This window comes from Nitrospiraceae bacterium (genome assembly GCA_020632595.1).
In the GTDB taxonomy this organism is placed as follows: Bacteria; Nitrospirota; Nitrospiria; order Nitrospirales; family UBA8639; genus Nitrospira_E.
Window position 1 is genome coordinate 244,067 of record JACKFF010000001.1, and the last position, 24,525, is coordinate 268,591.

22 protein-coding genes and 1 pseudogene are annotated in these 24,525 nt (G+C 52.1%); 10 read left to right on the top strand and 13 right to left on the bottom strand.

Translation table 11 applies throughout. The annotated features are described in order from the left end of the window. Window positions 1–110: 110 nt before the first annotated feature. Genes H6750_01135 through H6750_01150 form a run of 4 tightly spaced genes read right to left on the bottom strand, consistent with a single transcriptional unit; the run spans window position 111 to window position 4,610 of the window. Window positions 111–1,742 carry an NAD(P)-binding protein gene (locus H6750_01135; protein ID MCB9772916.1) on the bottom strand — a complete coding sequence of 544 codons (1,632 nt, stop codon included), beginning with the start codon at window positions 1,740–1,742 and terminating at the stop codon, window positions 111–113. After that, a complete protein-coding gene (locus H6750_01140) occupies window positions 1,742–2,737 on the bottom strand; it encodes a pyruvate ferredoxin oxidoreductase (protein MCB9772917.1) in 996 nt (331 codons plus the stop codon). The genes H6750_01135 and H6750_01140 overlap by 1 nt, the downstream gene beginning before the upstream one ends. Window positions 2,738–2,757: 20 nt before the next feature. After that, window positions 2,758–4,011 (bottom strand): pyruvate ferredoxin oxidoreductase, encoded by a 1,254-nt coding sequence (porA, locus tag H6750_01145; GenBank protein ID MCB9772918.1) that lies wholly within the window; start codon window positions 4,009–4,011, stop codon window positions 2,758–2,760. A 26-nt stretch (window positions 4,012–4,037) separates the two neighbouring features. Further along, a complete protein-coding gene (locus H6750_01150) occupies window positions 4,038–4,610 on the bottom strand; it encodes a 2-oxoacid:acceptor oxidoreductase family protein (GenBank protein MCB9772919.1) in 573 nt (190 codons plus the stop codon). A 342-nt stretch (window positions 4,611–4,952) separates the two neighbouring features. On the opposite strand from H6750_01150, the gene H6750_01155 reads away from it, so the two are divergent. Beyond that, on the top strand, window positions 4,953–5,393 hold the full coding sequence (locus H6750_01155; GenBank protein MCB9772920.1) for a hypothetical protein: 441 nt from the start codon (window positions 4,953–4,955) through the stop codon (window positions 5,391–5,393). Window positions 5,394–5,709: 316 nt separating this feature from the next. Then, window positions 5,710–8,400, top strand: a complete 2,691-nt coding sequence (locus H6750_01160; protein ID MCB9772921.1) for a cation-translocating P-type ATPase — start codon at window positions 5,710–5,712, stop codon at window positions 8,398–8,400. Window positions 8,401–8,487: 87 nt separating this feature from the next. On the opposite strand, the gene H6750_01165 is transcribed toward H6750_01160, so the two are convergent. After that, on the bottom strand, window positions 8,488–10,743 hold the full coding sequence (locus H6750_01165; GenBank protein ID MCB9772922.1) for an acetylxylan esterase: 2,256 nt from the start codon (window positions 10,741–10,743) through the stop codon (window positions 8,488–8,490). A 90-nt stretch (window positions 10,744–10,833) separates the two neighbouring features. Between H6750_01165 and H6750_01170 the strand changes: the two genes are divergently transcribed. Both H6750_01170 and H6750_01175 read left to right on the top strand, forming a co-directional pair. After that, complete coding sequence (locus H6750_01170) at window positions 10,834–11,070, top strand: cation transporting ATPase C-terminal domain-containing protein (protein MCB9772923.1); 237 nt, start codon at window positions 10,834–10,836, stop codon at window positions 11,068–11,070. A gap of 18 nt (window positions 11,071–11,088) precedes the next feature. After that, window positions 11,089–11,295 carry a cation transporting ATPase C-terminal domain-containing protein gene (locus tag H6750_01175; GenBank protein ID MCB9772924.1) on the top strand — a complete coding sequence of 69 codons (207 nt, stop codon included), beginning with the start codon at window positions 11,089–11,091 and terminating at the stop codon, window positions 11,293–11,295. A gap of 258 nt (window positions 11,296–11,553) precedes the next feature. On the opposite strand, the gene H6750_01180 is transcribed toward H6750_01175, so the two are convergent. Beyond that, window positions 11,554–12,003, bottom strand: a complete 450-nt coding sequence (locus H6750_01180; GenBank protein MCB9772925.1) for a hypothetical protein — start codon at window positions 12,001–12,003, stop codon at window positions 11,554–11,556. A 135-nt stretch (window positions 12,004–12,138) separates the two neighbouring features. Continuing rightward, the gene (locus H6750_01185; GenBank protein ID MCB9772926.1) at window positions 12,139–12,408 is read right to left on the bottom strand and encodes a hypothetical protein; all 270 of its coding nucleotides are present in this window, start codon (window positions 12,406–12,408) and stop codon (window positions 12,139–12,141) included. 457 nt (window positions 12,409–12,865) lie between these two features. Between H6750_01185 and H6750_01190 the strand changes: the two genes are divergently transcribed. Further along, window positions 12,866–13,087, top strand: a complete 222-nt coding sequence (locus H6750_01190) for a hypothetical protein (GenBank protein ID MCB9772927.1) — start codon at window positions 12,866–12,868, stop codon at window positions 13,085–13,087. 106 nt (window positions 13,088–13,193) lie between these two features. On the opposite strand, the gene H6750_01195 is transcribed toward H6750_01190, so the two are convergent. Together H6750_01195 and soxC are read right to left on the bottom strand one after the other, a co-directional pair. Then, window positions 13,194–13,757, bottom strand: coding sequence for a cytochrome c (locus H6750_01195; protein ID MCB9772928.1), 564 nt, complete (start codon window positions 13,755–13,757; stop codon window positions 13,194–13,196). Beyond that, on the bottom strand, window positions 13,744–15,021 hold the full coding sequence (gene soxC, locus H6750_01200; GenBank protein MCB9772929.1) for a sulfite dehydrogenase: 1,278 nt from the start codon (window positions 15,019–15,021) through the stop codon (window positions 13,744–13,746). The genes H6750_01195 and soxC overlap by 14 nt, the downstream gene beginning before the upstream one ends. A gap of 141 nt (window positions 15,022–15,162) precedes the next feature. Here soxC and H6750_01205 point away from each other — a divergent pair. After that, window positions 15,163–15,877: pseudogene (locus H6750_01205) on the top strand (cation-translocating P-type ATPase). 140 nt (window positions 15,878–16,017) lie between these two features. Here the strand turns inward: H6750_01205 and H6750_01210 are convergent. The 4 genes from H6750_01210 to H6750_01225 form a co-directional block, all read right to left on the bottom strand. Further along, a complete protein-coding gene (locus H6750_01210) occupies window positions 16,018–17,319 on the bottom strand; it encodes a hypothetical protein (protein ID MCB9772930.1) in 1,302 nt (433 codons plus the stop codon). A gap of 108 nt (window positions 17,320–17,427) precedes the next feature. Beyond that, window positions 17,428–17,955 (bottom strand): hypothetical protein, encoded by a 528-nt coding sequence (locus tag H6750_01215; GenBank protein MCB9772931.1) that lies wholly within the window; start codon window positions 17,953–17,955, stop codon window positions 17,428–17,430. A 222-nt stretch (window positions 17,956–18,177) separates the two neighbouring features. Continuing rightward, a complete protein-coding gene (locus H6750_01220) occupies window positions 18,178–18,489 on the bottom strand; it encodes a hypothetical protein (protein MCB9772932.1) in 312 nt (103 codons plus the stop codon). A gap of 104 nt (window positions 18,490–18,593) precedes the next feature. Continuing rightward, on the bottom strand, window positions 18,594–19,427 hold the full coding sequence (locus tag H6750_01225) for a HAMP domain-containing histidine kinase (GenBank protein ID MCB9772933.1): 834 nt from the start codon (window positions 19,425–19,427) through the stop codon (window positions 18,594–18,596). Window positions 19,428–20,278: 851 nt separating this feature from the next. Between H6750_01225 and ychF the strand changes: the two genes are divergently transcribed. From ychF to H6750_01245, 4 genes are all read left to right on the top strand, one after another. Continuing rightward, a complete protein-coding gene (ychF, locus tag H6750_01230) occupies window positions 20,279–21,349 on the top strand; it encodes a redox-regulated ATPase YchF (GenBank protein ID MCB9772934.1) in 1,071 nt (356 codons plus the stop codon). Window positions 21,350–21,598: 249 nt separating this feature from the next. After that, window positions 21,599–21,955: a PepSY domain-containing protein gene (locus tag H6750_01235; GenBank protein MCB9772935.1), complete on the top strand. Its 357-nt coding sequence runs from the start codon at window positions 21,599–21,601 to the stop codon at window positions 21,953–21,955. 403 nt (window positions 21,956–22,358) lie between these two features. Continuing rightward, entirely contained in the window at window positions 22,359–23,036 is a 678-nt protein-coding gene (locus H6750_01240; protein MCB9772936.1) for a response regulator transcription factor, read from the top strand. A 3-nt stretch (window positions 23,037–23,039) separates the two neighbouring features. Beyond that, on the top strand, window positions 23,040–24,473 hold the full coding sequence (locus tag H6750_01245; GenBank protein MCB9772937.1) for a HAMP domain-containing protein: 1,434 nt from the start codon (window positions 23,040–23,042) through the stop codon (window positions 24,471–24,473). Window positions 24,474–24,525: the final 52 nt, after the last annotated feature.

Here is a 24,525-nt window from a genome sequence, read left to right on the forward strand (position 1 = left end):
CATCCTCTCCCGGGTATGACACATCCTTTGTGCCGTGTGTATTGCTGTCAAATAACTCCTCGTCCTTATTCCAACGACCAAACTCCGTTGTGTGCACCAATGTCCTCTTCCTATCTGACTTCCTTCACCATATCGATGGCGCCGCAGGGACATTCTTCCGCGCACACCCCACATCCCTTGCAATAGTCATAATTCACTTCGTACCGTTGACCGGGGCCCAATTTGATAATGGCGTTGTCCGGACACACGCCATAACAGGTATCGCACTCAAAGCAATTTCCGCAAGAGAGACAGCGTCGGGCTTCGAGCAAAGCCGTGTCCGTATCCAAACCGCCAACCACTTCTTCAAAGCTGGCGCGACGTCTGGCCAGATCCAGGTAGGGCTGCCGACTCTTATCCGCATCGGTGTAATACCAGGTATTGAGCCGGTCATACGTCGCAATGGTATTGGGCGATGGGTTCCGATACTCATTTCCGCGGAGATACGCATCAATATGCCGTGCCGCTTTTTTCCCATGGCCGGTGGCCACCGTCACCGTGCGTTCTGCAGGAACCATATCCCCCCCGGCAAACACTCCCGCACGCCCGGTCATCATTGAGGCATCGACTTGAATCACCCCATCGGAAGAAATATCCAATCCCGGCACATTCTCTAAAAACCCGGTATCTACCTCCTGGCCCACCGCCAGGATAACCGTGTCGGCTTCCAGGGTCTCAATCCGGCCGGTGGGTTGAGGGCGCCCCTGCTCATCCAGCGTCATTTCTTCAACGGTCAACGTCGTATTGTCCACTTGTCTGATGGTATGCAGCCATCGGGTAATCACACCCTCCTCCAAGGCTTCCGCCACTTCAAAATCATGGGCGGGCATGTGCCCCCGATCACGCCGATAAATCAGGATCGTTTCCTCGGCACCCAGGCGCGTGGCGGTTCGCGCGGCATCAATAGCCGTATCACCTCCACCATAAACGACGACCCGCCGACCGATCTTGGGAACAGTACGGCCATCCATTCCTTTAAGAAATCCCAAGGCATCGATCATCCGTCCGGCATCCCGGCCGGGAATATCAACCCGCTTACTCAGATGAGCCCCAATGGCCAGAAATACGGCATCGAATCCGCCCTTTTTGATGCAGGATTCTAAATTGTCGACTTTTTGGTTCAAATGGATCGAGACGCCCATGGCCACAATTCTGGCAATTTCGGCGTCCAGGACATTCCGGGGCAACCGGTATTGTGGAATCCCGAACCGCATCATGCCTCCCGGTTTTGGCCCCGCCTCAATAATTGTCACCGCATGTCCCAAACGGGCGAGATGATACGCAGCAGAAAGACCGCTCGGTCCCGCGCCGACGACCAGGACCCGCTTTCCGGTTGCCGCGCCTGCCTCCACCTGCCAACCCTGGTCAATCGCGTAATCGCCTAAAAATCGCTCAACGGCATGAATGCTGACGGGCTGATCCAGTTGGCCCCGATTACAGGCGGTTTCACACGGGTGATAACACACGCGACCATGAATCGCCGGGAAGGGATTCTCTTCCATAATTTTCCGCCAGGCCTGTTCATATTTCCCCTCCTCCGCCTCATACAACCAGTTTTGAATATTTTCGCCGGCCGGGCAGCCCTGATTGCAGGGCGGAAGGTGATCAACATAGACCGGACGCATCGTCCGCCAGTTGCCCGTATGGTTGGCCAGGCTTGAAGCGGGGTTCAAGGTAATGGCAAAGGGTTTCTGTTCCATCATCATGCCTTTACAGAAAGGAGCTGATACCGATCAATATTCGCATCCGCCATCGCCTGAATCGCGTCAAGAGCACGCTCATCCCGTGGATGCAAAAGATGTTTGAACCGACCTTGGAGATCGAGATATTGCTCGACAGGAACTTTTTTTCTAATAGGTGTCCGATCGGTCACTTCGCCCCCTTCGGCTTCAATCAAGGGAAAGAGACCACATTCCACCGCCAGGCGGGCGACCTTGATCGTATGCGCAGGATCGGACTTCCAGCCTAGCGGACAGGGCACATGGATATGAATATACCGTGCGCCCCTGAATTTCATGGCCTTCGTCACTTTGGCCTCCAGATCATGGAGATCGGCCACCGAGGCCGTGGCCACATAGGGAATACCGTGGGCCATCGCAATGCGTGGCAGATTTTTTCCAATTCCCATGGGATTGCCGGGGTCGGTTCCCACGGCCTGCGTGGTATTGGTCCAGGCTCGTGGCGGGGTGGATCCCGAACGCTGCACTCCCGTATTCATGTAGGCCTCGTTGTCGTAACAGACATACAACACGTCATCATTGCGTTCGAACATTCCCGACAAACACCCGAACCCGATATCAACCGTCGCACCATCTCCGCCCTGGGCGATGACTCGGACATCCGTCCTGTTTTTGGCCCGCAGGGCTGCCGCCACGCCGCTCGCCACCGCCGGTGCATTCCCGAATAACGAATGCAGCCAGGGAATCTGCCAGGCACTTTCCGGATAGGGACTGGAGAACACTTCCAAACAGCCGGTGGCATTCACCGCAACCATCTGCTGATGGGTGGCGCGCATCACCGCATCAAGCGCATAGCGGGCGCCCAGCGCTTCACCGCAACCCTGGCAGGCGCGATGGCCGGAATTGAGTGAATTCGTTCGATCCATCCCCGCTTGGACCGTGCGATCGGATTCATCCAGTAACCGGTTACCAACCGTGAAGGTTCCCGTTTGATAAAATTTCACTCGTTGATAGGACATGCCGGCCTCATAATTAAAAATTAAATGGGCGATGCACCGCGAGCACCAATTTCCCGGAGAATATTTTCTGCGGTGGGTCCCGAACGCCGCTGCGCCTGTTGTCTAGTCAATTCCCGATTAATGGCATCCCAATTCAGATCGAGAAAATGAGGTTCCTCCAATCCCTCCAGGCATGCTTGCTTCACCGTATCCATGACCGAGGCTTTAGGAATCGGACGACCTCCAAGTCCCGCGATCACCGTATCCACGATAGTTGGTAATCCCCGCAGTGCCATCTTCACATCGCTGGACACGATGCCCCCCTTCCCCACCGCCAGGTCTTTTTCAAAAACAATGATTCGCTTGGCATCCTGAACAACGTGGCGCAGAGCATGGGAGGGGAAGGGACGAAATGCACAGAGCGCAATAGAACCGACCGGCCATCCTTCTTTCCGCAAATCATCCACCGCGTCTTTAATGGTCCCGTTCACCGATCCCAATGCCACCAGAATGGTTTCCGCCTCATCCGTGTGATAGGCCTTCAACAGTCCACCAGAGCGACGCTGAAAAATATCCTCAAAATCCTGAGAGAGTCGTGGGATCGCCTCTAACGCTCGCAGATGCTTGTCATGCGCGAGATAACGCACCTCGGCATAGGCTTCCGGTCCGACCATTGCGCCAATGGACACCGGGTCTTGCGGGTCTAGCACCTGGACGGGTTCAAACGCCGGCAGATACGCATCCACCTGCTCTTGCGTGGGCAGATCCACCACCTCATAGGCATGAGTGAGGATATAGCCATCCATGCAGATCATAACCGGACAACTGAGTTCTTCCGCCAGGCGAAACGCTTGAATATGAAAATCCACGGCTTCTTGATTATCTTCCGCAAACAATTGAATCCAGCCGGCATCCCTCATGGACATGCTATCCGAATGATCGTTCCAGATATTGATCGGCGCGCCGAGGGCGCGATTGGCAATGGTCATGACAATGGGAAGACCCAATCCCGCCGCGTTATAGACGGCCTCGGCCATGAACAAAAGTCCCTGGCTTGTCGTCGCGGTGTAGGTTCGCGCGCCCATGGCCGAGGCGCCGATCAGCACACTTAAGGCCCCGAATTCCGATTCGACATTCAGGAATTGGCAATTACCGATTTCTCCGGCTTTCACCTTTCGAGAAAGGGTTTCGACAATATGGGTTTGAGGAGAGATCGGATAACAAGCCATCACTTCAGGCCGGCATAAAGCGACGGCATGGGCCACGGCTTGAGATCCTTCAATGTGATGTTTCATGGTCGTCTGTTGATTCCTCGATTGCATTACACCTTGGCCAGATTGACCGCCACATAATCATACACCTCTGCGGCCACCGCCCCGTTCAATTCTCCAATCCTTCCCGGAAACTTTTCTGTGATGGCCTGCGTCACGGAAGCTTTGCTGACTTCCCCCGTCAGGGCCGCATATCCGGCCACCATCCCGATATTGGCAAAGGGTCGCCCAAGATGTTTCAGGGCCAGATCTGATGCCGGGAGTGCTTGCATCTGCACTCCGGGATGTTGGGTGACAAAATCCGTGAGATGAAGCGCGTCGACATCTCGTGTTGAATTAATCAGAACAAAGGCTGACAGAGCCAATCCGGCAAAGACATCCACCTGATGCAGCAGTGTGGAGTCCTGTATGAGCAAGACATCCGGATGATAGACCGGCTCCCGACTGCGAATGGGTTGAGAATCGATGCGGCAGAATGCGGTCACCGGCGCACCCGTCCGTTCAGATCCAAAACTGGGAAAGGCCTGAGCTTCCTTCCCATCCCGGAATGCGGCTAAGGCAAGCAACTCCGCAGCAGTCACCACACCCTGCCCTCCCCGGCCATGAATACGGATTTGGATCATCGACCTCGTCTCAATTCACCTGAATGTATCCCTGTCGTCAGCACTCACTGATAAAGGTATTTGGCAAGAGATATGCCTTATTTCGTAAGAGCTTGAAATGCTAGATTCAACTAGCAAAACCTCAGCAATCTTGAATAGGCCCAACGCAGTGAGCTGAAAAATTGGGGAAAAGAGGTACAGTCGAAATCATTGGCCATGTAGAAAAATGCCCCAGTTGATTCCCTAAATGAAGTCCATTCCTGAACGCAGCAAGGCAGATGTCCACAGGTTATTAAAAAATTAAGGAGACTCCAGTTGTCATCTTCACCATTTTTCTCAAAAAATCTTTGCCGGATTGCTCTCATGCTCTGGATAGTCAGCGCCGGCCTGCTGGGCTGGTTCTTTTTTCAAGGGGCGACCACCCCTTCAGCCGATGGCCGAACTGTTGTGCATCTTGCTCCAACCGAACGTGACTTTATCCTGACGGAAATGCGGCAACTCCTTCAGGCCGTGCATGGCGTCGTGACGGGCCTGAGCGATCCTGACCGGACCCAAGGACAGGCTCAGGCTGCAGCGGCGGCCCGTTCGGCCGGAATGAAGATGGCCGTGGATGACAATCCCTCGCTCATGCTTAAACTTCCTCTTCCTCTCAAACAGCTTGGAATGTCCGTACATCGGGATTTTGACGAATTGGCGGATGCGATCACCGGGGGCACGACATCACAGGACATTCTTCAACGTCTGTCGACTATCACGACCAGATGCCTGGCATGCCACGAGATGTATCAAATTAAAGAGGAGTAACATGCCAAGCATTGGGTGAGCTCCGAGCAGAAATCCTCTGCTGAAAGGTGAACCAACAATGCAGGGCACGCGTTCAGGGAGACATTGTCATCCTGAGTGAAACGAAGGATCTGGCTGAGCCATAGCCTCGTCACCCAGTGAACAGATCTTCCCAGCCTGCCCTGAACGGAGTCGAAGAGGGCTCAAGATGACAACATGGTCAGGGGAAAACCGAATCATCAGGTGTTCATCCCAAGTCTGAAAATTGAAATCAACGTGATAACGGCATTCACGTTCCCCAATATTTGAAAAGTCCGCTAGAGTCACAACAGACAAGATGCCCAACAAACTCACCAATAGCGGGGAGACCCCTCCCTCATCGCCAGGCGACACGGTCTGGCATACTCTCTCTATTCCGGATGTTAGTCAACGACTGGAAGTCGATCCTCACACGGGACTGAATGCCGGGGAAGCCCGCCGCCGGTTGTACCAACATGGCCAAAACACCATTCCCGAACATCGCCAGCGCAGTCTCGCGCGAATCTTCGTTGATCAATTCACCGATTTTATGATCCTGGTGCTTATTGGGGCCGCCATTGTCTCGGGCATGTTGGGAGAGCGTCTGGATGCCCTGGCGATTATTATCATCGTGGTACTCAACGGCATCATCGGATTTGTGCAGGAATATCGGGCGGACCGAGCCATGCAGGCTATCAAAAAGCTCGCCACGCCTACAACGCGCATTCGACGTGAGCAACAGGTCGCTTCGCTCTCCACGCTCGATGTAGTACCGGGCGACATCGTCCTGCTGGAAGCCGGAGACCTCATCCCTGCCGATCTTCGCTTTATCGAAGCCGTTCAACTCAAAGTGGATGAATCGGCGCTCACAGGCGAAAGCGTCCCGGTGGACAAACAGATCGACCCCCTGGACGACCCGAAGCTTTCCCTGGGTGATCGACGGAATATGGCCTATAAAGGCACGCTCCTGACATATGGGCGCGGCACAGGGATCGTCATTGGCACCGGCCTGAAGACCGAGCTAGGACAAATCGCGTCGCTCCTGCATAAGGACGAAGACATCAAAACGCCCTTACAACAACGCCTGGCGGTGTTTGGACGACGCCTCGCGCTCGCCGTTCTGGCCATCTGTATTGTGTTGTTTGCTGTGGGCGTCTGGCGGGGTGAGCCGCCGGTGCTCATGTTCCTGACGGCCGTGAGTCTGGCCGTGGCCGCGATTCCTGAAGCCTTACCAGCCGTCGTCACCATTTCGCTGGCCTTGGGGGCACGAAAAATGGCGCGAAAGCAGGCGTTGATCCGGCGACTGCCCGCTGTGGAAACCTTAGGCTCCGTCACCTATATTTGCTCCGATAAAACAGGCACGCTCACCCAAAATTCCATGCGTGTGGAGCAAATGTCGGTGGCCGGGAACATGCTGCGCCCTTCTGCGGGTAGACAACCCGACAGCGACACCGACCTCCACAATCCCATTCATCTGTTTTTTCTGGGATTGGCGCTCAACAACGATGCAAAGGCACAGACCGAAGGCCAGACCTTGGGTGATCCCACGGAAGTGGCCTTGTATCTGGCGGCCGTGGAGGCCGGATATGACAAAGCCATTTTAAAGGCCACAAATCCCCGGATAGAAGAAATCCCCTTCGACTCAGATCGCCAATGCATGACGACAATGCATCGCATGCAGAAGGACACCATCTCTTTTACCAAAGGATCGCCGGAAAAACTTCTTCCGCTTTGCCAATCCATGCTCACACAGACCGGCCCTGTGGCACTAAACATCGACAGTCTATTAGAGCAGGCCGAACAGATGGCCAATGAAGGCTTACGGGTTATGGCGGTGGCCTATCGGCAATGGGATCAAGCACCCACGGAAATGACTTCCTCGACTGTCGAACGCGAACTCACCTTCCTCGGATTTGCCGGCATGATGGACCCGCCACGGGAAGAAGCCGCGCAGGCGGTCGCCCTCTGCCAATCAGCAGGGATCACCCCCGTCATGATCACCGGCGATCACCCCGGCACAGCCAAAGCCATCGCCTCACGCGTCGGCATTATCAATAAGGACACCACGGTGCTAACCGGCCGGGAGCTGGAACATCGTTCCCCTGAAGAACTGACCCAACTTGTTGAGCATACCCGGGTCTATGCCCGCATTACACCCACGCAAAAAATTGCCATCGTCAAAGCCCTGCAAAACAGAGGAGAGTTTGTCGCAATGACCGGTGACGGGGTGAATGACGCCCCCGCATTGAACCAGGCCAACATCGGCATTGCGATGGGGCAAACCGGCACCGACGTGGCCCGGGAAGCCTCCGACATGATTCTGCTGGATGATAACTTTGCGACCATCGTCACTGCGGTCCGGGACGGACGCCGGATCTATGACAACATCCGCAAGTTTGTGAAATACACGATGACAAGCAATTCCGGAGAAATCTGGACGATTTTCCTGGCCCCCTTATTCGGCCTGCCGATTCCCCTGCTCCCGATTCAGATCTTATGGATCAATCTCGTCACCGACGGCCTGCCCGGCCTCGCCCTCGCCATGGAACCCGAAGAACGCAACATCATGCAGCGCCCACCCCGCCCGCCGAATGAAAGCATCTTTGCCGGTGGCCTCTGGCAACATATCTTGTGGGTGGGCCTGCTCATGGGCGGTGTGTCGCTTATCACCGAAATGTGGGCCTATCAGGGTAATCAAGACCAATGGCAAACCATGGTGTTCACCGTTCTCACCTTGTCCCAAATGGGCAATGTGTTAGCCATTCGTTCAGAGAAGGAGTCGTTTCTGCAGCGAGGACCATTAAGTAATCCGTGGTTATTAGGAGCCGTGGTCCTCACATTCGCCCTTCAAATGGCCACCGTCTACCTGCCCTTCCTCAATCCCATCTTCCATACCATGCCCTTAACTCCGGACCAACTCGGCCTCTGTCTCATCCTTTCAACAATCGTGTTTTTTGCCGTTGAATTCGAAAAATGGATCAAGCGTCATGGTTGGTTGACCAGGTCATAATTTGGTAGTCCCATCTCTGTCATCATGACGAGAACCTTGCCATCATTGGAGGAAAGACGCTTAATGCCAAGTGAAGTTTGATTTGAGTCATGGCAGATTCAACGTATGACGAAACCACCGAGAGATTGTATCCGCAGACGATTTTTCAACCTTGAGCGAAAAGCGATCCGGATTTTCTGCTCGAGCATACGAAAGACCAACCAGATGGTAGGCCTCTTCAAGCTGCTGACGACTTGCCTGGCGATTACACCCATCCACTAACGATTCCATCCTAAGGGGTCGAGGAACCAACTCCGCCGCAATATCCGGCAAGTCTGCTATTCGCAACAATCCCCGAATGATAGAATCTGCTGGATGATACAGAAACGGTTCATTCAGCAATGCCTCAAAACTCATAAGTCCTCCATGAACGTATACCCCTTGAATCTGTGGTTCGAAAAGTGCGGCAAGGAGAGTTGCCACTCCACCGAGCGGCTCACCTCGCTCTGGAAACGGTGTCGCATCCAAGGGGACAGCTAGTTCGTTTCCAGCTACGTTATTGACAGCAAGAGAATCACCCCATAGGCCTATCTGCCTTCGATCTACATCCTCCCGGTTTCTGAGATAGTCAATCACGGTTCGCAGGTCACGAACCCGGGAACTTCCCAAACTTTCACCCAGCATCAGACTTGTTGCCGCGACACCGGCACTCGGACTGATTCTGCCGCGGTACATTTCGCCATGGCGACCATCCCCTATCCCCCGCAACTCGGTTAAACAGAGGGCGATCCCCTGCCCTAACAGACTCCGGATCAGCGAACGACGCTCTCTCCGCAGAGGAAAATTCCCCTCCTGCGCAATGCCAATTACCACCGGTAGCTTGGTTGAGTGCAAACCCGAAGGCCATAGAAGTTGCAAGCGTACAAAAAGGTTCTTTTCAACTTCCAACACAACATATTCGGACCGATTAAAACCTTTTCGAATGGATCGAACTCGATAGGGTGTGAAGGGAGTCATTGGCCCAAGAACCTCGACGAGTTCATGCTGCAATTGCACGGCCCGTGCATGTGACTCTTGTGATGCTCTCACCCTCCGCACGCTATTGAGCTGTTTTTGGCAGATCCTCTGTGTCACCTCATGAACGGAATACAGGCTGAATAACCTGCGCGTATCCAAATTCAAACATGCAAGTTTTGCCTTGGAAAGAGGTTCATTCACTTCTTGATCTGGTATGGGAATGCCAAACCATTCCTGAAAAATTGGATAGAGCTGCCCACGATGAACCGGTCCGACATTCGTGCAATGGGTATCCATAGAACCATGCCCTGATACTCGGCCTGAACCGTGAATCGTCCGAAGGAAATCGCGTTTACCATAAAGCTCATACACTTTTTCAAGACGCTTCCAAACGGGATCATGCTCCGGGTTCCAGCCAAATTCGTGGCCATAGACCAACCGGCGAGGGGCCAGGGAGGAAAGAATAGTCCATGGCCAAAAACCCGATTGCGCCGTATTAGGAAGATTTCTTGTGGAGTCCCAATCACCCATCGACAGGCGCCCAAAGTTGAACGCAACCAATGCCGCCACACGCTCATCCAAGGCTCCAACAACCGCCGCAAGATCCCCTCCACCTGCTACGGCCCCGAGGACAATAATGCGATCACGGTCAATCTGTGAATCGGCCCATAACAGGTCAATGCCACGTTTCACGTCTTGAACCATCCAACCCATCAAACTTTCGCCGACCAGATCCAATTGCATGCCAAGCACAGACCGGAAATAATAGTCTTGCCGATCAACACGAAAGGAGCGGCCATAGTCTGTCGGATCAACAAAGGGATGCTGTCGGCGCTCGCCGTGCCCGAGCAGATCCATCACGAAGACCACACATCCCTGCTGTGCCCAGGTCATCCCCATACATTGCAATTCCTCTTCGGTTTTTGCATCGTGATGGCTGTGACAGATGACAATTGCAGGGATTTTCTGGCTGGCTCGAACAGGTCGATAGAGATTGGCCGTCACTGGCAGATCCCGATGCCCCTGAAAAACGACATTATCAATCCGGCACCCGGCATGGTTCAGAGTGCCAGTGACCATGGAGGAAACCGTGCGCAAATTCTCTGAATGATCTGGTAACGAGCGACGGAGTGTCTCCAGGCGTTCTTCACGATAGATCTCCCACTCGCCATTCGAGAGAGCACGTTCAAATTGTATGAAATCCTGTTGCGCAGCCTGATGAATCCGATGTGAAAGATGGCAACCAAGCTCCCGGGTTCGGCGATTCCCAAACTCAACCTTTCGCGCCCAGAGCCAATCACGAAACTCGCGTGGGAGCCGTTCAGCTAACCATTTTTTGAACTGCATAGGGCCCCTTATGCTCTTCTAACGATGTGTTGACTCATTATTCACAGAAGAATCTGAATTTTCTGTCTCACTCGCACACCTCTATGAAGGCTGTCCCCTTACATTCAACCCACGCACCGCTTTTCCCGCCCGCCGAATGAAAGCATCTTTGCCGGTGGCCACTGGCCACATATCTTTTGGTTAGGACTAGATATGGGCGGTGTGTCACTGGCTACTGAAATGTGGGCCTATCAGGCTAACCAAGAACAAAGGCAAACCATGGTGTTCACCGTACTGCCCCTGTCCCAGATGGGCCATGTGTTGGCGATTCGTGCGGAGCAGGGATAATTTATTCAGGGGGGACTGTTGACCAAACTCTGGTTATTGGGAGACGTGCTCCTCACCTTGGCTCTTCAGATGGCCACCATCTACGTGTTTATCCTCAATCCCATCTTCCAAGCCATGCCCTTAACTCCGGACCAACTCGGCCTCTGTCTCATTCTTTCAACAATCGTGTTTTTGGCCGTTGAATTCGAAAAATTGGGTAGACAAAGAAAACGGGTTTCCCCGTAATAACCATTCCTGTTATACCACTCTCCTAAACAAAAATCGGAAGGCGCGCTGGTTGCTCTTCCGAACGCACGCTACCCCTCACCAGCGTATCAACAGACTCAAAGCTTCTCAATAATTTTTTGGTCACACATGATGCGGGGAGGCGGGCATATCTCATGGCCATGGGTCACACTGAATGGAACCCGTCGCACTCACAATTCAACATTCCCGAAACGATATACCCAACGTTTCAGCGTTGAAACGTAAATCAAAAACCGGTTAAACCACTTTAATTAAAAGATTATTTAAATGTTCCATCCCAATGCAATCGACAATGCAATACGCTCGAAACGCATCGCCGTCTTTCCCGCTCTGCAAGGTAATACTTGACTTTTTGCTGAATACCCATATTTTTTCCGATTCTTTCGTCCCTCCAGCCCCCGTTATGGCAATTTGATGAGTATCCCCATAAGACAGGCTGGACATGCTTTCATCGAAAACAAAGGTGATTCGCACTACCTGACCTTTCGGAATTTTCAGGAAATTTTTTGGACTAAACAATTTTCCTCGTTCGTCTGAAAACCCTTTTTGGTTGACTTTGACCATAATTTCAACATCTACCTTGGATGAAAGTACGGATGATGCCAAGGAAACCGGCAAATGCAGGCTGCCACCAAAGAATGTGAATGCGGTAGCGAACACGAAAATTTTAAATGCCTTTCCCTTCATGTATGGTCCCCCTTAATACGAGTGGTGAAATTTCCCTTTGACAATGTACTTTTGTTTCATTAATGATCTTGCGCTGAAGTAACTCCCTGGCCATCAATTACTACACATACACGCAGAGACATGCCGATTAAACATCTATCCAATGACATTGGGACCTATTTTCCCCAGCTCTTTTTGATGCTTGTGAACCTCTTCTTCATGAATATTTTTCGCCTGAGATGAATGGATACATTCCTGCCCGCAGGTTGGAGCCCCATTGTTGTGCAAAAATTCCGTGCAGGTGATGGCCTCCACACCCCCATGCGTCACTCCACGGAAGACATTTACTTCAAAATTGACTTCACATTTCCTTTTGGAGTTTGGACATTCCAAGTTTGTCGTGGTGTGAGGCGCTTTTCCATTCATTGGTTCATTCCTTTTCAATTAAAAAGTAAGGTGAAAGCCCGTGAGCACTTCACTGACGGTCCATCCATAGCTGTTTATTGTTTTGTATTTCCGCGAGAATTCACAGATATAGGAAAACGACCCGTCACATATCGGATATCTGCAGGAGAGGGTAACTCATATCCCTCATCGACGTGGAAGGAACTTTCCGGCCAAAGAAGCCCTACACCAGATAAGCCATCAAAGGTTATGTCCAATTGTTTTATCGGAATAGAAGGAAAAAACTTAAAGGGGTGAAAAGGGACAAAATCGAAGTCTGTAACTACCCAACCACTAATGAGACAAGATCCAATTTTATAGTACCAAGACAATCACCATGCCCACCTTGTCCCAAATGGGCCATGTGTTGGCGATTCGTGCGGAGCGGGAATCATGTATTCAGCGGGGACCGTTAAGCAATCTCTGGTTATGAGGAAGCGTGCTTCTCACCTTTGCGCTTCAGATGGTCACGGTCCATATGCCGTTCCTCAATCTCACTTTTACAATGACCTTAACCCTGGACCATTTAGCCCTCTGTCTTCTTCTCTCAACCGTCGTGATATTCGCGGTGGAACTCGAAAAATGGGTCCGGCGTCACGGCTGGCTGGCCCAACAACCTGAAAACCTAAATCTTCAATTTTCCAATGAAGTACCTGCTTAGGAAGAGGGGCATCCGAATGGGCCGCAGCTGTATTTCGGAGGCTTTGCAAACAAAGACGATGGCCAGAATGCACGGGACACGTTTTCGAAGTTATTACGAACGAAGATTACCTGGGCACATCCGGTCTGGGATCCGGCACGAAGCCGTTTCGGTTCGGCATGTGAACAGCGGGCAGTGTCTCGGCATCCAGCACGGTCCCGGTCGAGATGATGGTGTTTTGATACAGCAACCAGGCCACGACTGCATACACTTCGTCATTCGTGAGGGATTGTGGCGCGTTGAACGGCATCGCGCGACGAATATAGTCATAGAGCGTGGTAGCATAGGGCCAATAACTGCCGATCGTCTTGACCGGTTGTCGACTGGCAAGCGTGCCCTGTCCACCGACGAGACGATCCATCGGCCCTTCCCGGCCGGTCGCCCCATGACAGGATGCGCACTTCCCGGCAAACACGGTTGCGCCCTGGCTCACCGTTCCCTGGCCGGCAGGAAGGCCGGCTCCGGTCGGGCGGACATCAATATCCCAGCCTTGCAGTTCACGGTCGGAAGGCGCATGGCCGAATCCATAACCCATGATGGGGTGCGCTTCAGGGGCCGTAGCCAACCCCTTCTGCCATCCCATGCCAAGCGTGATCACAAGAACCGCCGCAACTACATTAAACCTGAACATTGGTGACGTGCCCCTCTCGCGAGATCTTCCAGCTCTGAATCGCGTTGTTATGATAGTCTGAGTTCATTCCCCGGACTGCGATTAACGCTGTCCGAGCGGGTTGCACGTAACCGGTTTCATCGATACAACGGCTTTGCAGGATTGTCTCTTCCCCATCCCAGCGCCAAGAAAACCGAAATCTGGTGTGACATTTGGGAAGAACCGGTTCCTGTAGCTGTGCCTCCTTCCACGAACGTCCTCCGTCCGTGCTGACCTCTGCCTTCATCACCGATCCACGACCACTCCACGCAAGACCTCTCACTTCAATAAAGCCGGGTCGGACCTTTTGGCCACCGGAAGGAGTGGTGATGACGGACTTGGCTTCCATGACCATCGTGAATTGTCGTGCGCTGCCGTCGGGCATCAAGTCGGTATACCGGGATGTTTCCTCCCTTGTCATGAACGGTGCCGTTCCCAGCTTCAGTCGACGCAGCCACTTAATACAGGTGTTGCCTTCCCAACCGGGAATGACCAGCCGTAGCGGATACCCTTGCTCCGGCCTAAGCGCCTCACCGTTTTGCGCATAACAGAGAAGGCCCTCCTCCATGATGTCGGCCACCGGCAGACTACGCGTCATGACCGCCGCATCACTGCCTTCCGCCAACATCCAGGTCGCCTCCGGTTTTAGGCCGGCTTCTTTGAGGACTGTCGCCAGCCGCACTCCCGTCCATTCACTTGTACTCATAAGCCCATGGGTCTGTTGGGCCGTCTGTCCGGTCGGAGCACGCCATTCAGAGCCGGAATTTCCCGAACATTCGATAAAGACGAGTCGCGAGACGGAGGGAAACCGTTTCAGATCATCCATGGATAGAATTAACCGCCGATCGACCAGACCATGAACGAGGAGCTTATGGTGCGACGGATCGATTAACGGCACCCCATTGTGGTGGCGCTCGAAGTGTAAGGAAGCGGGAGTGACCACCCCATCAAGATCCTGCAGAGGGGTAAGAGACCCCCACCAGGACTTCACCACACGCTCACTCTTTTCGAACGGCGAGCGATGACCGTACAGGGTGGGCGGGGTACCGGGTACTCTAGTCGGGTCGGTCGGCACCAATGACTCTTCCGCCCGCAAAGGGCTCAAGATGGCTTGAGCCGCCGTCAGTCCGACGGCAGTGACCGCTTGGCACAGCAGGGCGCGACGACTGAGTGGCCGGCTGGCGGGGGTATCGGCGAGCGGCTCTCCTCGTGTTTCTGAAATAGGATCCTCGGGTGCCGGGTGCATAGGTACCCCACCATAAACCGGAGTGATGGACCGCCTTGAATGTGAAAAATCCCGCGCCCCATCTAATGGACAGATTTCAATTCATCCTACAATCTTCTTCTCGGATGAACAAGCCAGCGCCGCGCGTCACGCGACGGCATTATGAATAAGGACACCACAGTGCTGACCGGCCAGGAGTTAGAACATTGTTCCCCTCAAGTTCCGGCACACTTGTTTGAGCACACCCGCGTCTATGCCCGCACTACACCCGCGGAAAAATTGCCATCGTCAAAGCGCTGCAAGCCAGAGGAGAGTTTGTTTGTGAAATACACGATGACAAGTAATTCTGGAGAAATCTGGACGATTTTCCTGGCACCGTTATTCGGCTTGCCGATTCCCCTGCTCCCGATTCAGGTTCTGTGGATCAACCTCGTCACAGACGGCCTGCTTTCCTGATGAAAGCATCTTTGCCGGTGGCCTCTGCCAACACATCTTGAGGGTGGGCCTGCTCATGAGCCGCGTGTCGCTCATCACCGAAAGGTGGGCCTATCAGGCTAATCAAGAATAATGGCAAACCATGGTGTTCACGGGGTTATCACCTTGTCTCAAATGGGCAATGCGCTGGCGATTCGTTCGGGACAAGATTCATTTTTCCACCGAGGACCATTAAGCAATCAATGGTTACTAGGGGCCGTCATCCTCAGGTTCGCCCTTCAGATGGCTACGGTGTATGCGCCGTTCCTCAACCCCTTCTTTCATACCATGCCCTTAACCCTGAACCAACTTGGTTTCTGTCTCATCCTTTCATCAATCGTGGTTTTTTGTCCTTGAATTCGAAAAATGGGTCAAGCGTCACGGTTGGTTCTCTCGCCAGTAAAAAATCAGCCCGTCACCCCCGCCTTCACAGACGGGGAACTCTCGCTTAACAAGAGTATGAATCATATTTGAGTAAGGTAGAAAAACGGACGATTGGTAGTCTGGAGCAATCCTTTGGGGTATGCCCTTCATTATGGCGAATTACAGATTTGAAGCTGAGGGTCTGACGGAGGCATCAATAATTTCAGTAGTAATAATGAATCCCTTTTCTTGCTGAATTGACTCAGCAATCTGCTTAAGCTTTGTGATCATCTCTATTTTGGTGCGCTTGGGTGGCTTCTTGAAAAATTTCTCTTCACTATCTTTAAACCACATTGCCAAATATATACCGTGAGTAGATTTATTAGCAGTAAGGTAGGCTGGCAATTGCATTTTTAATCCGTGCTCAATATCTTTGTGATGTGCCAACTTAAATTCAACCATCACACTTAAAGGCTTAGCCTCTTTTGTAGTATATAAACATTTGAAATCAAGCAACCCAACTCCCTCATCAGTTTCTCGTTCTACGTGGATTCCAAGCCGGATTAATGTCATTGACAGCAATATAGATAAAGTTGGTTGTATTGACGGTTCTTTTTTGGGTTGCTTTGGGATAGTTCTCCTTTTCCCCGCCACATTAATTTTATGCGATTCATTCCAAAATGGCTCTATCCAGTGCCGATTTTCTACATGATGCTTGATTACCTCAATAATGGCTTCCGTTACCACTTCATGCAAATCGGCTTCGGTATTTATGTCTGTACCTTTTCTTTTCGTGACAAATCTAGAAACATGCACCCATAGATCATCGCCTAGATAATCTATGATAGATTCCTCAAAAGCATTCCTTGAGTCTAGTAGAGTAAGATGCTGATATAAGGGGTTTGTTGGTGGATCACCTTTCCGAAAGTACTGTTCGACAAAACATGTTATATCCTCGTATTGGAGTGGGGGCACGTCTGCTGGATAACTATTGCTGGAGAATAAATTATTTAGCACTTTTAAAGCCAAGAATTTGTCTTTGCTAAATATACCAGTTAATTTTTTTTGGGCTATTTCTTCTTGACTCGGCCTCCGCCAATCATCCAACCGCATTGGAAAGACTATCACAGCATAAAAACAAGGGTATTTCCCACGATTATCAGCGAAGATAGAAAAAGGCAAATTTTGGAGTTGTATATTTGCCCCAAATTGGAAATTATTTCCTAATTGAAATATTAGATCTTCTGATGAATACTCTATTTGATAGAGATTGATTTCCAAAGGCGAATCCCAATCAGCATGAGTCGCTCGATAGTTTCCTGGCACGAATTCAGCATCGTCAATAGGGAGTACCAACCGCATCACGGTGACGTATTCTTCACTTTGGCCTTCGGATATTACTTCAGGGTTCCCATCCATTCGCTCAAATGGACCTAGGGATATTATAGGAAGGTGAATTCCCCTTCTGTTACTTCTAGGCATTCTTAGATTACCTCCGTGGAGTTGCCGACATCATTCTTCTATTGTAAGGCGCAACAATAATTAGATGGAAAAGCTAATATGGTTAGCTTCTAAAGGCTTCAGGACCATTTATTTGAGTGCCTGGTGTCTGAAGAACTTCCCTGTCTTGGCATTGATGAGCGTGCTTCTTCCTTCCGCCTGATCACTGACGATATTCCAATAGGCGCCTTGACTTTTGGTGCCTTGGAGCATGACGTGGAGGGTCATCATGGCTCTGCTCTTCCCTTTGAGTCCTTTCTTTTTCGCTTCGGCCATCGCCTGGATACTATCCATAAAGTCTCCATCCACCGCATCGGTAAAACTCGGTGACACTTCAAGTGTTTGGTCTATCTTGCTGTTTTTCACGTCCACCTTGTAACTTTTTTTGGCCTGAGGCGAATGGAAGAGAAAGCTCCATTTCTCCGCGGTGCCCTCCATATTTCCTGAGACGGTGATGATTTGGACAAGAACCGCGTCCGCCTGCCATTTGACCGCAGACGCTTGCGCATGCCCGAGCCCGGTCTTTGCGGTTTCCCCACCCGCAAAGGCCGGAGACAAACAAAGCAGCAAGGCGATGAGGGTCAGAAGCGGGAACAGGATGCGTCGTTTCGATTTCATAGGAGTTTCTCCTTCAAGGGCTTTGCTGAGAACACCTTCAAGACCTTCTCACGATTCTCTCACACAGTTGCTTCGGTCGAGCGCTGCTCCAGTATCGCATTGAAGCGTATGCACGTCGCTTCACATGACGCCCGATGGTGACCCTCTGCGATATCTATCATCTTTCCATTCTGAATCGGGACGCGAGCGTAGAAGTATGGGGCGCCTTCGTCGTCAATTGACTCAACCACTGTTGCAGGAGCGATGTCGGTTCGCGCCACCATTCTTTCTTGCTTCCTGAACGGGAATCGCCATGTAATGGAGACATGTGAATCGGATTGGACGGTGACACGAAGGCAATGTTTGCTCGTGGAGCAATGCGGTGAGACCTACCGCGCCAATCCATAAGAGCGCCAGTGCGCCAGTGACGATGATCGGAGGATAGCCGAATGGTGTGCCGTTGCGGATAAACACATACGCCATGGCGGCGACAAGCAACAGGAAAATTGATGAAAAGACCCAAAGAAACGCGGCGACATTATTGCGAAAGGTCATAGCTAGGCTGACTCCCAACTCAAGCCTTCACCTGTCCGGGCCGCCACCGGGATCAGTGAAGGGAGCTCATGCTGCAGGCGCCACGACCAGCTCCGGCATTCGGGTCATCCCCTGCGCTCCTTTCCCTCCTGCGGACCTGACTGGGTCATCCCGGATCCATGCACCGCTTCCCGGTATTGTGGAAGACGAAAGGCAAAACAGGCCCCCTGGCCAACCACACTCTCACACCAAATCTGTCCCCCCACCTTCTCGATCAATTCCTTCGCGACCGCCAAGCCGTACCCTGTTGAAGGCTCTCCTGCTGTGGGCTTCGGGGTGAGTTGAATCCCGGGTTGAAAGAGCTTGGCCTGGTCTTCCACACTCAGGCCGGGGCCTTCATCGCGGACACGGCAAAGCACCCAATCATCCTGGGGCTCCACTTCAACCCAGATCCGCTTCCCGGGTGGTGAGTACTTCACCGCGTTCGAGAATAAGTTATCCAGCGCGGCGGCCGTCGCCACACGATCCGTCCACACCGAAGGAACATCCCCAGGGGCAATCGAGAGACACTGAATCTGTTTTTGATCCGCAATGCGTTGATAAAAAATCCTAAACCGCTGGGCCATGATCGGCAGTTCCACCTTTTCGAAGCGCAGCGTCGCATCCCGTCCTGTCTCGGCATTCACCATTTGGCTAACGGTGTGCGTCATCAAGTGCGTGGCATGCTTTAACGCTTCCAACCCGGTGCGAACCTGGTCGTCCGGATGTTTCGCCAGCACTAATAAGAGCAATTCAACTGTCCCCCCTACCACGGTGAGAAAGTTATTCAGTGCATGAGCGGAAAAATGGATAGCACTTTCACTGAGGACCGGCAGTTTCTCCAGATCATACAACACCTGCTCCAATTCCGCCCTGGCCTTGAGGATGCCCGACACAATCTGATTCTTGTCCTCCTGCATGAACTTTCCTCCCTGCGATGATGGGCAATCTTCCCGGAGTCAGCGAAACCCAAAGAATTTCAAGCCTGATCCGCCTCTCCTGCGGAATCCTGTTTTCCTGAATATCATCAGGTACATTGGGATTTCATGATGAAGGCAGTTAAACCTCATGTGCAGGACAATAATGAATCAACGTTGCCGGGAAACCTTTCCACATTCGTTTTCCTGCTCACATCTCAATGCGTAACAACTGCACAGCTTAATCAATTTTTCTTCACCCAACGAATTAAGTCAAGAAAAACCAAGCGGTTGGCTACCCGGTTGTGGAACGGAGAAAGCCCAAAAGATCCGTTCTTCAATGCCTCACCAATTTCGAGAGGTGCCCGTTTTGAGGGGCACCCCGTTCGAATCCCGATTTGGATGGAAACTTGATGTCCAAATCTCCACGGCAACTGTTGGTTGGTTTACCATTTACAAAGGACTGCCATCCCCTCTCTGCATAGATCCGTGCTTGCTCTGGTTGCAAGTTCCATTGTCCATACGGTCTTCTTAGGGGCAGGCCATCCCCTTGATCTCTGGCCAAACGACCTGAAGTGGATGTTCAAAAAATGCTACACACCATTATCCTTGCGAATACAGGGGATTGACCACATTCAAAATGTGCTATTCCGAAATCACCGGAACATCCGCTTTCTCCATGCCTGAATTGATTGGTAGAGAGTTTTCTGTTTCAATTAAAGGACAGGGTACGGGGAAACAACGGAGAGATTATTCACCTTTCGAAGAATCTTACGAAGAGAGCATGAGCGGGTACGTATAGGCCTTTTGGCTCAAGGACCTGCAGGCTTTTAATTTGATACCTTGCACCTCCTATGGAAATTGGCATCGTCGGTCTACCCAACGTCGGCAAATCTACGATTTTTAACGCGTTGACCTCTGGAAACGCGGCCGCATCGAACTATCCGTTTACGACTATCGAGCCCAACGTCGGTGTCGTAGCCGTTCCTGACGCGCGTCTTGGGCGCCTGACCGAGTTGGTCAAACCCAAAAAAACCGTACCCACTTCCTGCCGTTTCGTCGATATCGCCGGTCTGGTTAAAGGCGCCTCTCAGGGCGAAGGGCTGGGGAATAAATTCCTTGCGAATATCAGGGAAGTCGACGCCATCCTTCACATGGTGCGCCTCTTTCAGGATTCCGATGTGGTGCACACCATGGGCGGCGTGGACCATCGTCGTGATATTGAGGTGATTGAAACGGAATTAATGCTCGCGGACCTGGACAGTCTCACCAAACAATACGACAAGGTCACGGCCAAGGCGAAGTCCGGAGACAAGGCTTCGAAAGAGGCTCTGGTGGTGCTCGATGTTCTGAAGAACGGCCTCGAAGCGGGTAAACCCGCGCGCGCGCTGGGCCTCGAACCGGAAGTCCTCAAGAACTTTTTCCTGCTCACGACTAAACCCGTGCTCTATGTCGGGAATACCGATGAGAATCCGGATCCGGCTATCCTTGCCGATTTTCATGCATTCGCGAAGGAGCGCGGCTCGGAATCGGTCGTGATCTGTGGCAAACTCGAAAGCGAAATTGCTCAGCTGTCCGGCGAAGACCGCGAAGTTTTCATGAAAGATTTGGGCATGGAGCAGAGCGGCCTGGAGAAGGTCGTCGTCGCCGCCTACAAAACACTCGGGCTCTGCTCGTTCCTCACCTCCGGAGTACAGGAGGTCAGAGCCTGGACCATTCCCATTGGAGCCAAGGCACCACAGGCCGCCGGCGTCATCCACACCGACTTCGAGAGGGGCTTTATCAAAGCCGACATTTACTCTTTCGAGGACATCGACAAATACAAGTCGGAAGCCGCCCTGCGTGAGAAGGGCCTGATCCGCTCGGAAGGCAAGGAATACGTCGTCAAAGACGGCGACGTCTGCCACTTCAAATTCAACGTCTAGACCGGCTTTTCCTTGCCGCCATGTTGGCGCGCACATTCGGATTCAACAAACAACACATTCATCCTTCTCAACCGCTATTTTTCGGCCTGTCGGGCATGACCGCAACAAGAGCCTACCGTGACGGATGTCATCCTCAATATGATGAAGAAACTTTCATGTCCGCTTCATATCATCTTCATGTAGACAGTTTATGCTGTGTTCATGAACAGCCGGTTGCTTCCATTAATTTTTCACTAAGGAGGATGTATCATGAAGCAGTTACACACAATCAGTCTATTGGGCGCCTCAGCGTTGTTATTGACATCCGTTGGATTGGCCATGAGTCATGATGGTAAAGACAAAGCAGCCATGGCCAATCTGGCCACGTCGGTAACCATGGAAGACGCCATCAAAACTGCGACGACTCAATTTCCAGGGAAGGTGCTGGAAGCCGAGCTGGAAAGCGAAGACGGGAAGGTGACGTATGAGGTCGAGATCGTCAACGCCGCCGGAGAGATCAGGGAATTTGAGATTGATGCCCAATCGGGAAAAATTCTGAGCTCTGAACTCGAGGACGAGGAAGGGCACGAGAAGGGCGCTTCTCACAAAGATTCTGAAAAATCCTAAGAGAACAGGAAGGCCCCATACTAGAAAAACGTATGGGGCCTTCTCTCGTTTCCACACCCTGACGACACACAGGAGAAATCATGTTTGAGTTGCGATGACCTCCCATGTAAGTTCATTTCTTCATCGTCTTGCACTTCACGACTGTGCTATGTGATGCCCCAGGAGCCTGTTTCAAATCGTAAGAACTTTTGTGAGGGCGCCTTATGGCTTCTTTTTCCCGGTCTTCTCGGAAGGGTGGCTGGCGATTGGGCAGAGGAAACTGCAGAAAAAGCCGGAATTGGCGAATCGTTGATTGAGACGCACGAAGCCCTTGCCTTCGCGACTTTGGGAATTTTGAGAGTTCTCCTATAATGTGGCGGATAACACCTGCCCCCTACCGATTTTAATTTTTAGTGGGAAACCAATGCGTATTCTTTTAGTGGAAGATGATTCAAGTGTATCCGGATTTATTGTGAAGGGCTTGCGGGAAGACCAATATGCTGTGGATCTCGCCACCGACGGTGAATTGGGATTGGCCATGGCCGAGACCACCCGCTACGACGTGATTATTCTGGATATTATGCTCCCCAAAATGAACGGCATTGACGTCTGCCGCCGGCTGCGAGCGAAACGCCACACAACCCCGATTCTTCTCTTGACCGCACGGGAAACCATTGAAGATCGAGTGACCGGTCTGGACACCGGCGCCGATGATTATTTAACGAAACCGTTTGCCTTTGCCGAATTACTGGCACGCATCAGAGCGCTTCTCCGTCGGGGCAGTGCCCAACCCAGCCCTCGTCTCACGATCGCAGACCTGGAGCTGGATCCGGTGACCCACCGTGTTTCACGGGCAGGCCAAATCATCATTCTGACCAACAAAGAATATTCACTTTTAGAATATCTCATGAGAAATACAGGACGGGTATTGACCCGAACAGCCATTACCGAACACGTGTGGGACATTCACTATGAGTCCTTGACCAATATTGTGGATGTGCACATTAAAACCTTGCGCAGCAAAATGGATCGGGACTTTTCACCACAGCTGATCCATACGGTACGGGGGATCGGCTATGTCTTAAAAATTCCGGAGGCCTAAACCATGCAGGCCTTTCGCACTCGCATACGTCGTGTGGCCTTAGGTTTTATTGTGATCCTCCTAGGCCTCTTTAGCCTTCTCTTGTACCTGGGACTATCCACAATTTTACACCGCCATATCGATGGAGAACTGATGGCACTCGCACAGGAGGAAAGCCTTCGCGTGGACCTGGCGACGGATCATGTTCGTGTGTCTCCTCACCGGCAGCATGAAGAAGAGGAATTAGAAGAATTTGATGACGAAGAGGAGTTACAGCAGGCCATCCGCTACAGCGCAATTCTGGATCCCGCCGGCCATATCCTTTGGAGTGGGCAGAGCACAGAGAACCGCCTTCCTGTGACATCCCAACTGATCATGCAGGTCCTCAATGGAGAAACCGTTTTTGAAACCTTTCACAGGCCGGATCATCCACCCATTCGCCGTATCTCAATTCCTCTCATCATTGAAGACCACGGGCAATTCATTTTACAAACGGAAAAATCCCTTCAATTTGTCCAGGAAACCCTTCAGTGGTTGGCATGGCTGCTTTGTGGCACCTCCGCGATTTCCCTTCTGTTTGCCTTATGGGGAAGCGGACGATTGGCTGATGAAGCCCTGTCTCCCGTCAAGGCATTGAGTCAGACGGCGGAAACCGTATCCGGGCAGACGCTTTCCACTCGTCTCACACTCAGCTCGCCCTACGCCGAATTTCAACGCCTCGCCCACACCTTTAACGGCATGTTAGACCGCTTGCAGCAGGTCTTCGAAGGGCAACGTCGCTTCGTGGCCGATGCGGCCCATGAACTGAAAACCCCCTTAACGGCAATGAAAGGCAATTTTGAGGTCAGCTTGCAACGGGCACGGTCGGCAGAGGAATACCGGGAGACGATTCTTTCCAACCTGGCTGAAGTCGACCGACTCTCCGCCATGACCAAATCCCTCCTTACCCTGGCACAATTCGCCGGTGACCGCCCCCCGCTCGTCTTGCAAACCCTTGACCTCCCACCACTGGTCAAAGAAATCGTCAGCGAGTTGTCCGTGTTAGCTCACGAAGGCGGGATCCATCTGCAGACTGAGGTTAAACCTGTTCCTCCTTTCATGGGAGATGCCTCACAGCTTAAACAAGCCCTGATCAATCTCCTGGATAATGCGCTCCGGCATACGCCTTCAGATGGAACCATCACCGTTCGGGTCGAGTCTCAGGATAGATCCATCCGGTTATCCGTGGAGGACACCGGGCCGGGAATTGATTCCCAACATCTCCCTCACCTTTTTGGGCGGTTCTATCGAATCGACCAGGCACGGGATCGCCAGTCAGGGGGAACAGGCCTGGGATTGGCGATCGTGAAGGAGATTATCGAAGCCCACGGAGGAACTATTTCTGCCCAGAGTCAGGTAGGAAGCGGCACCACATTCACGATCACACTCCCAACCGGGGAAGAATCACCGCTAACATGAACACCATGATAATATTTCATGGTAGGAGATTTTTTGTCCAGATGGTCTATTC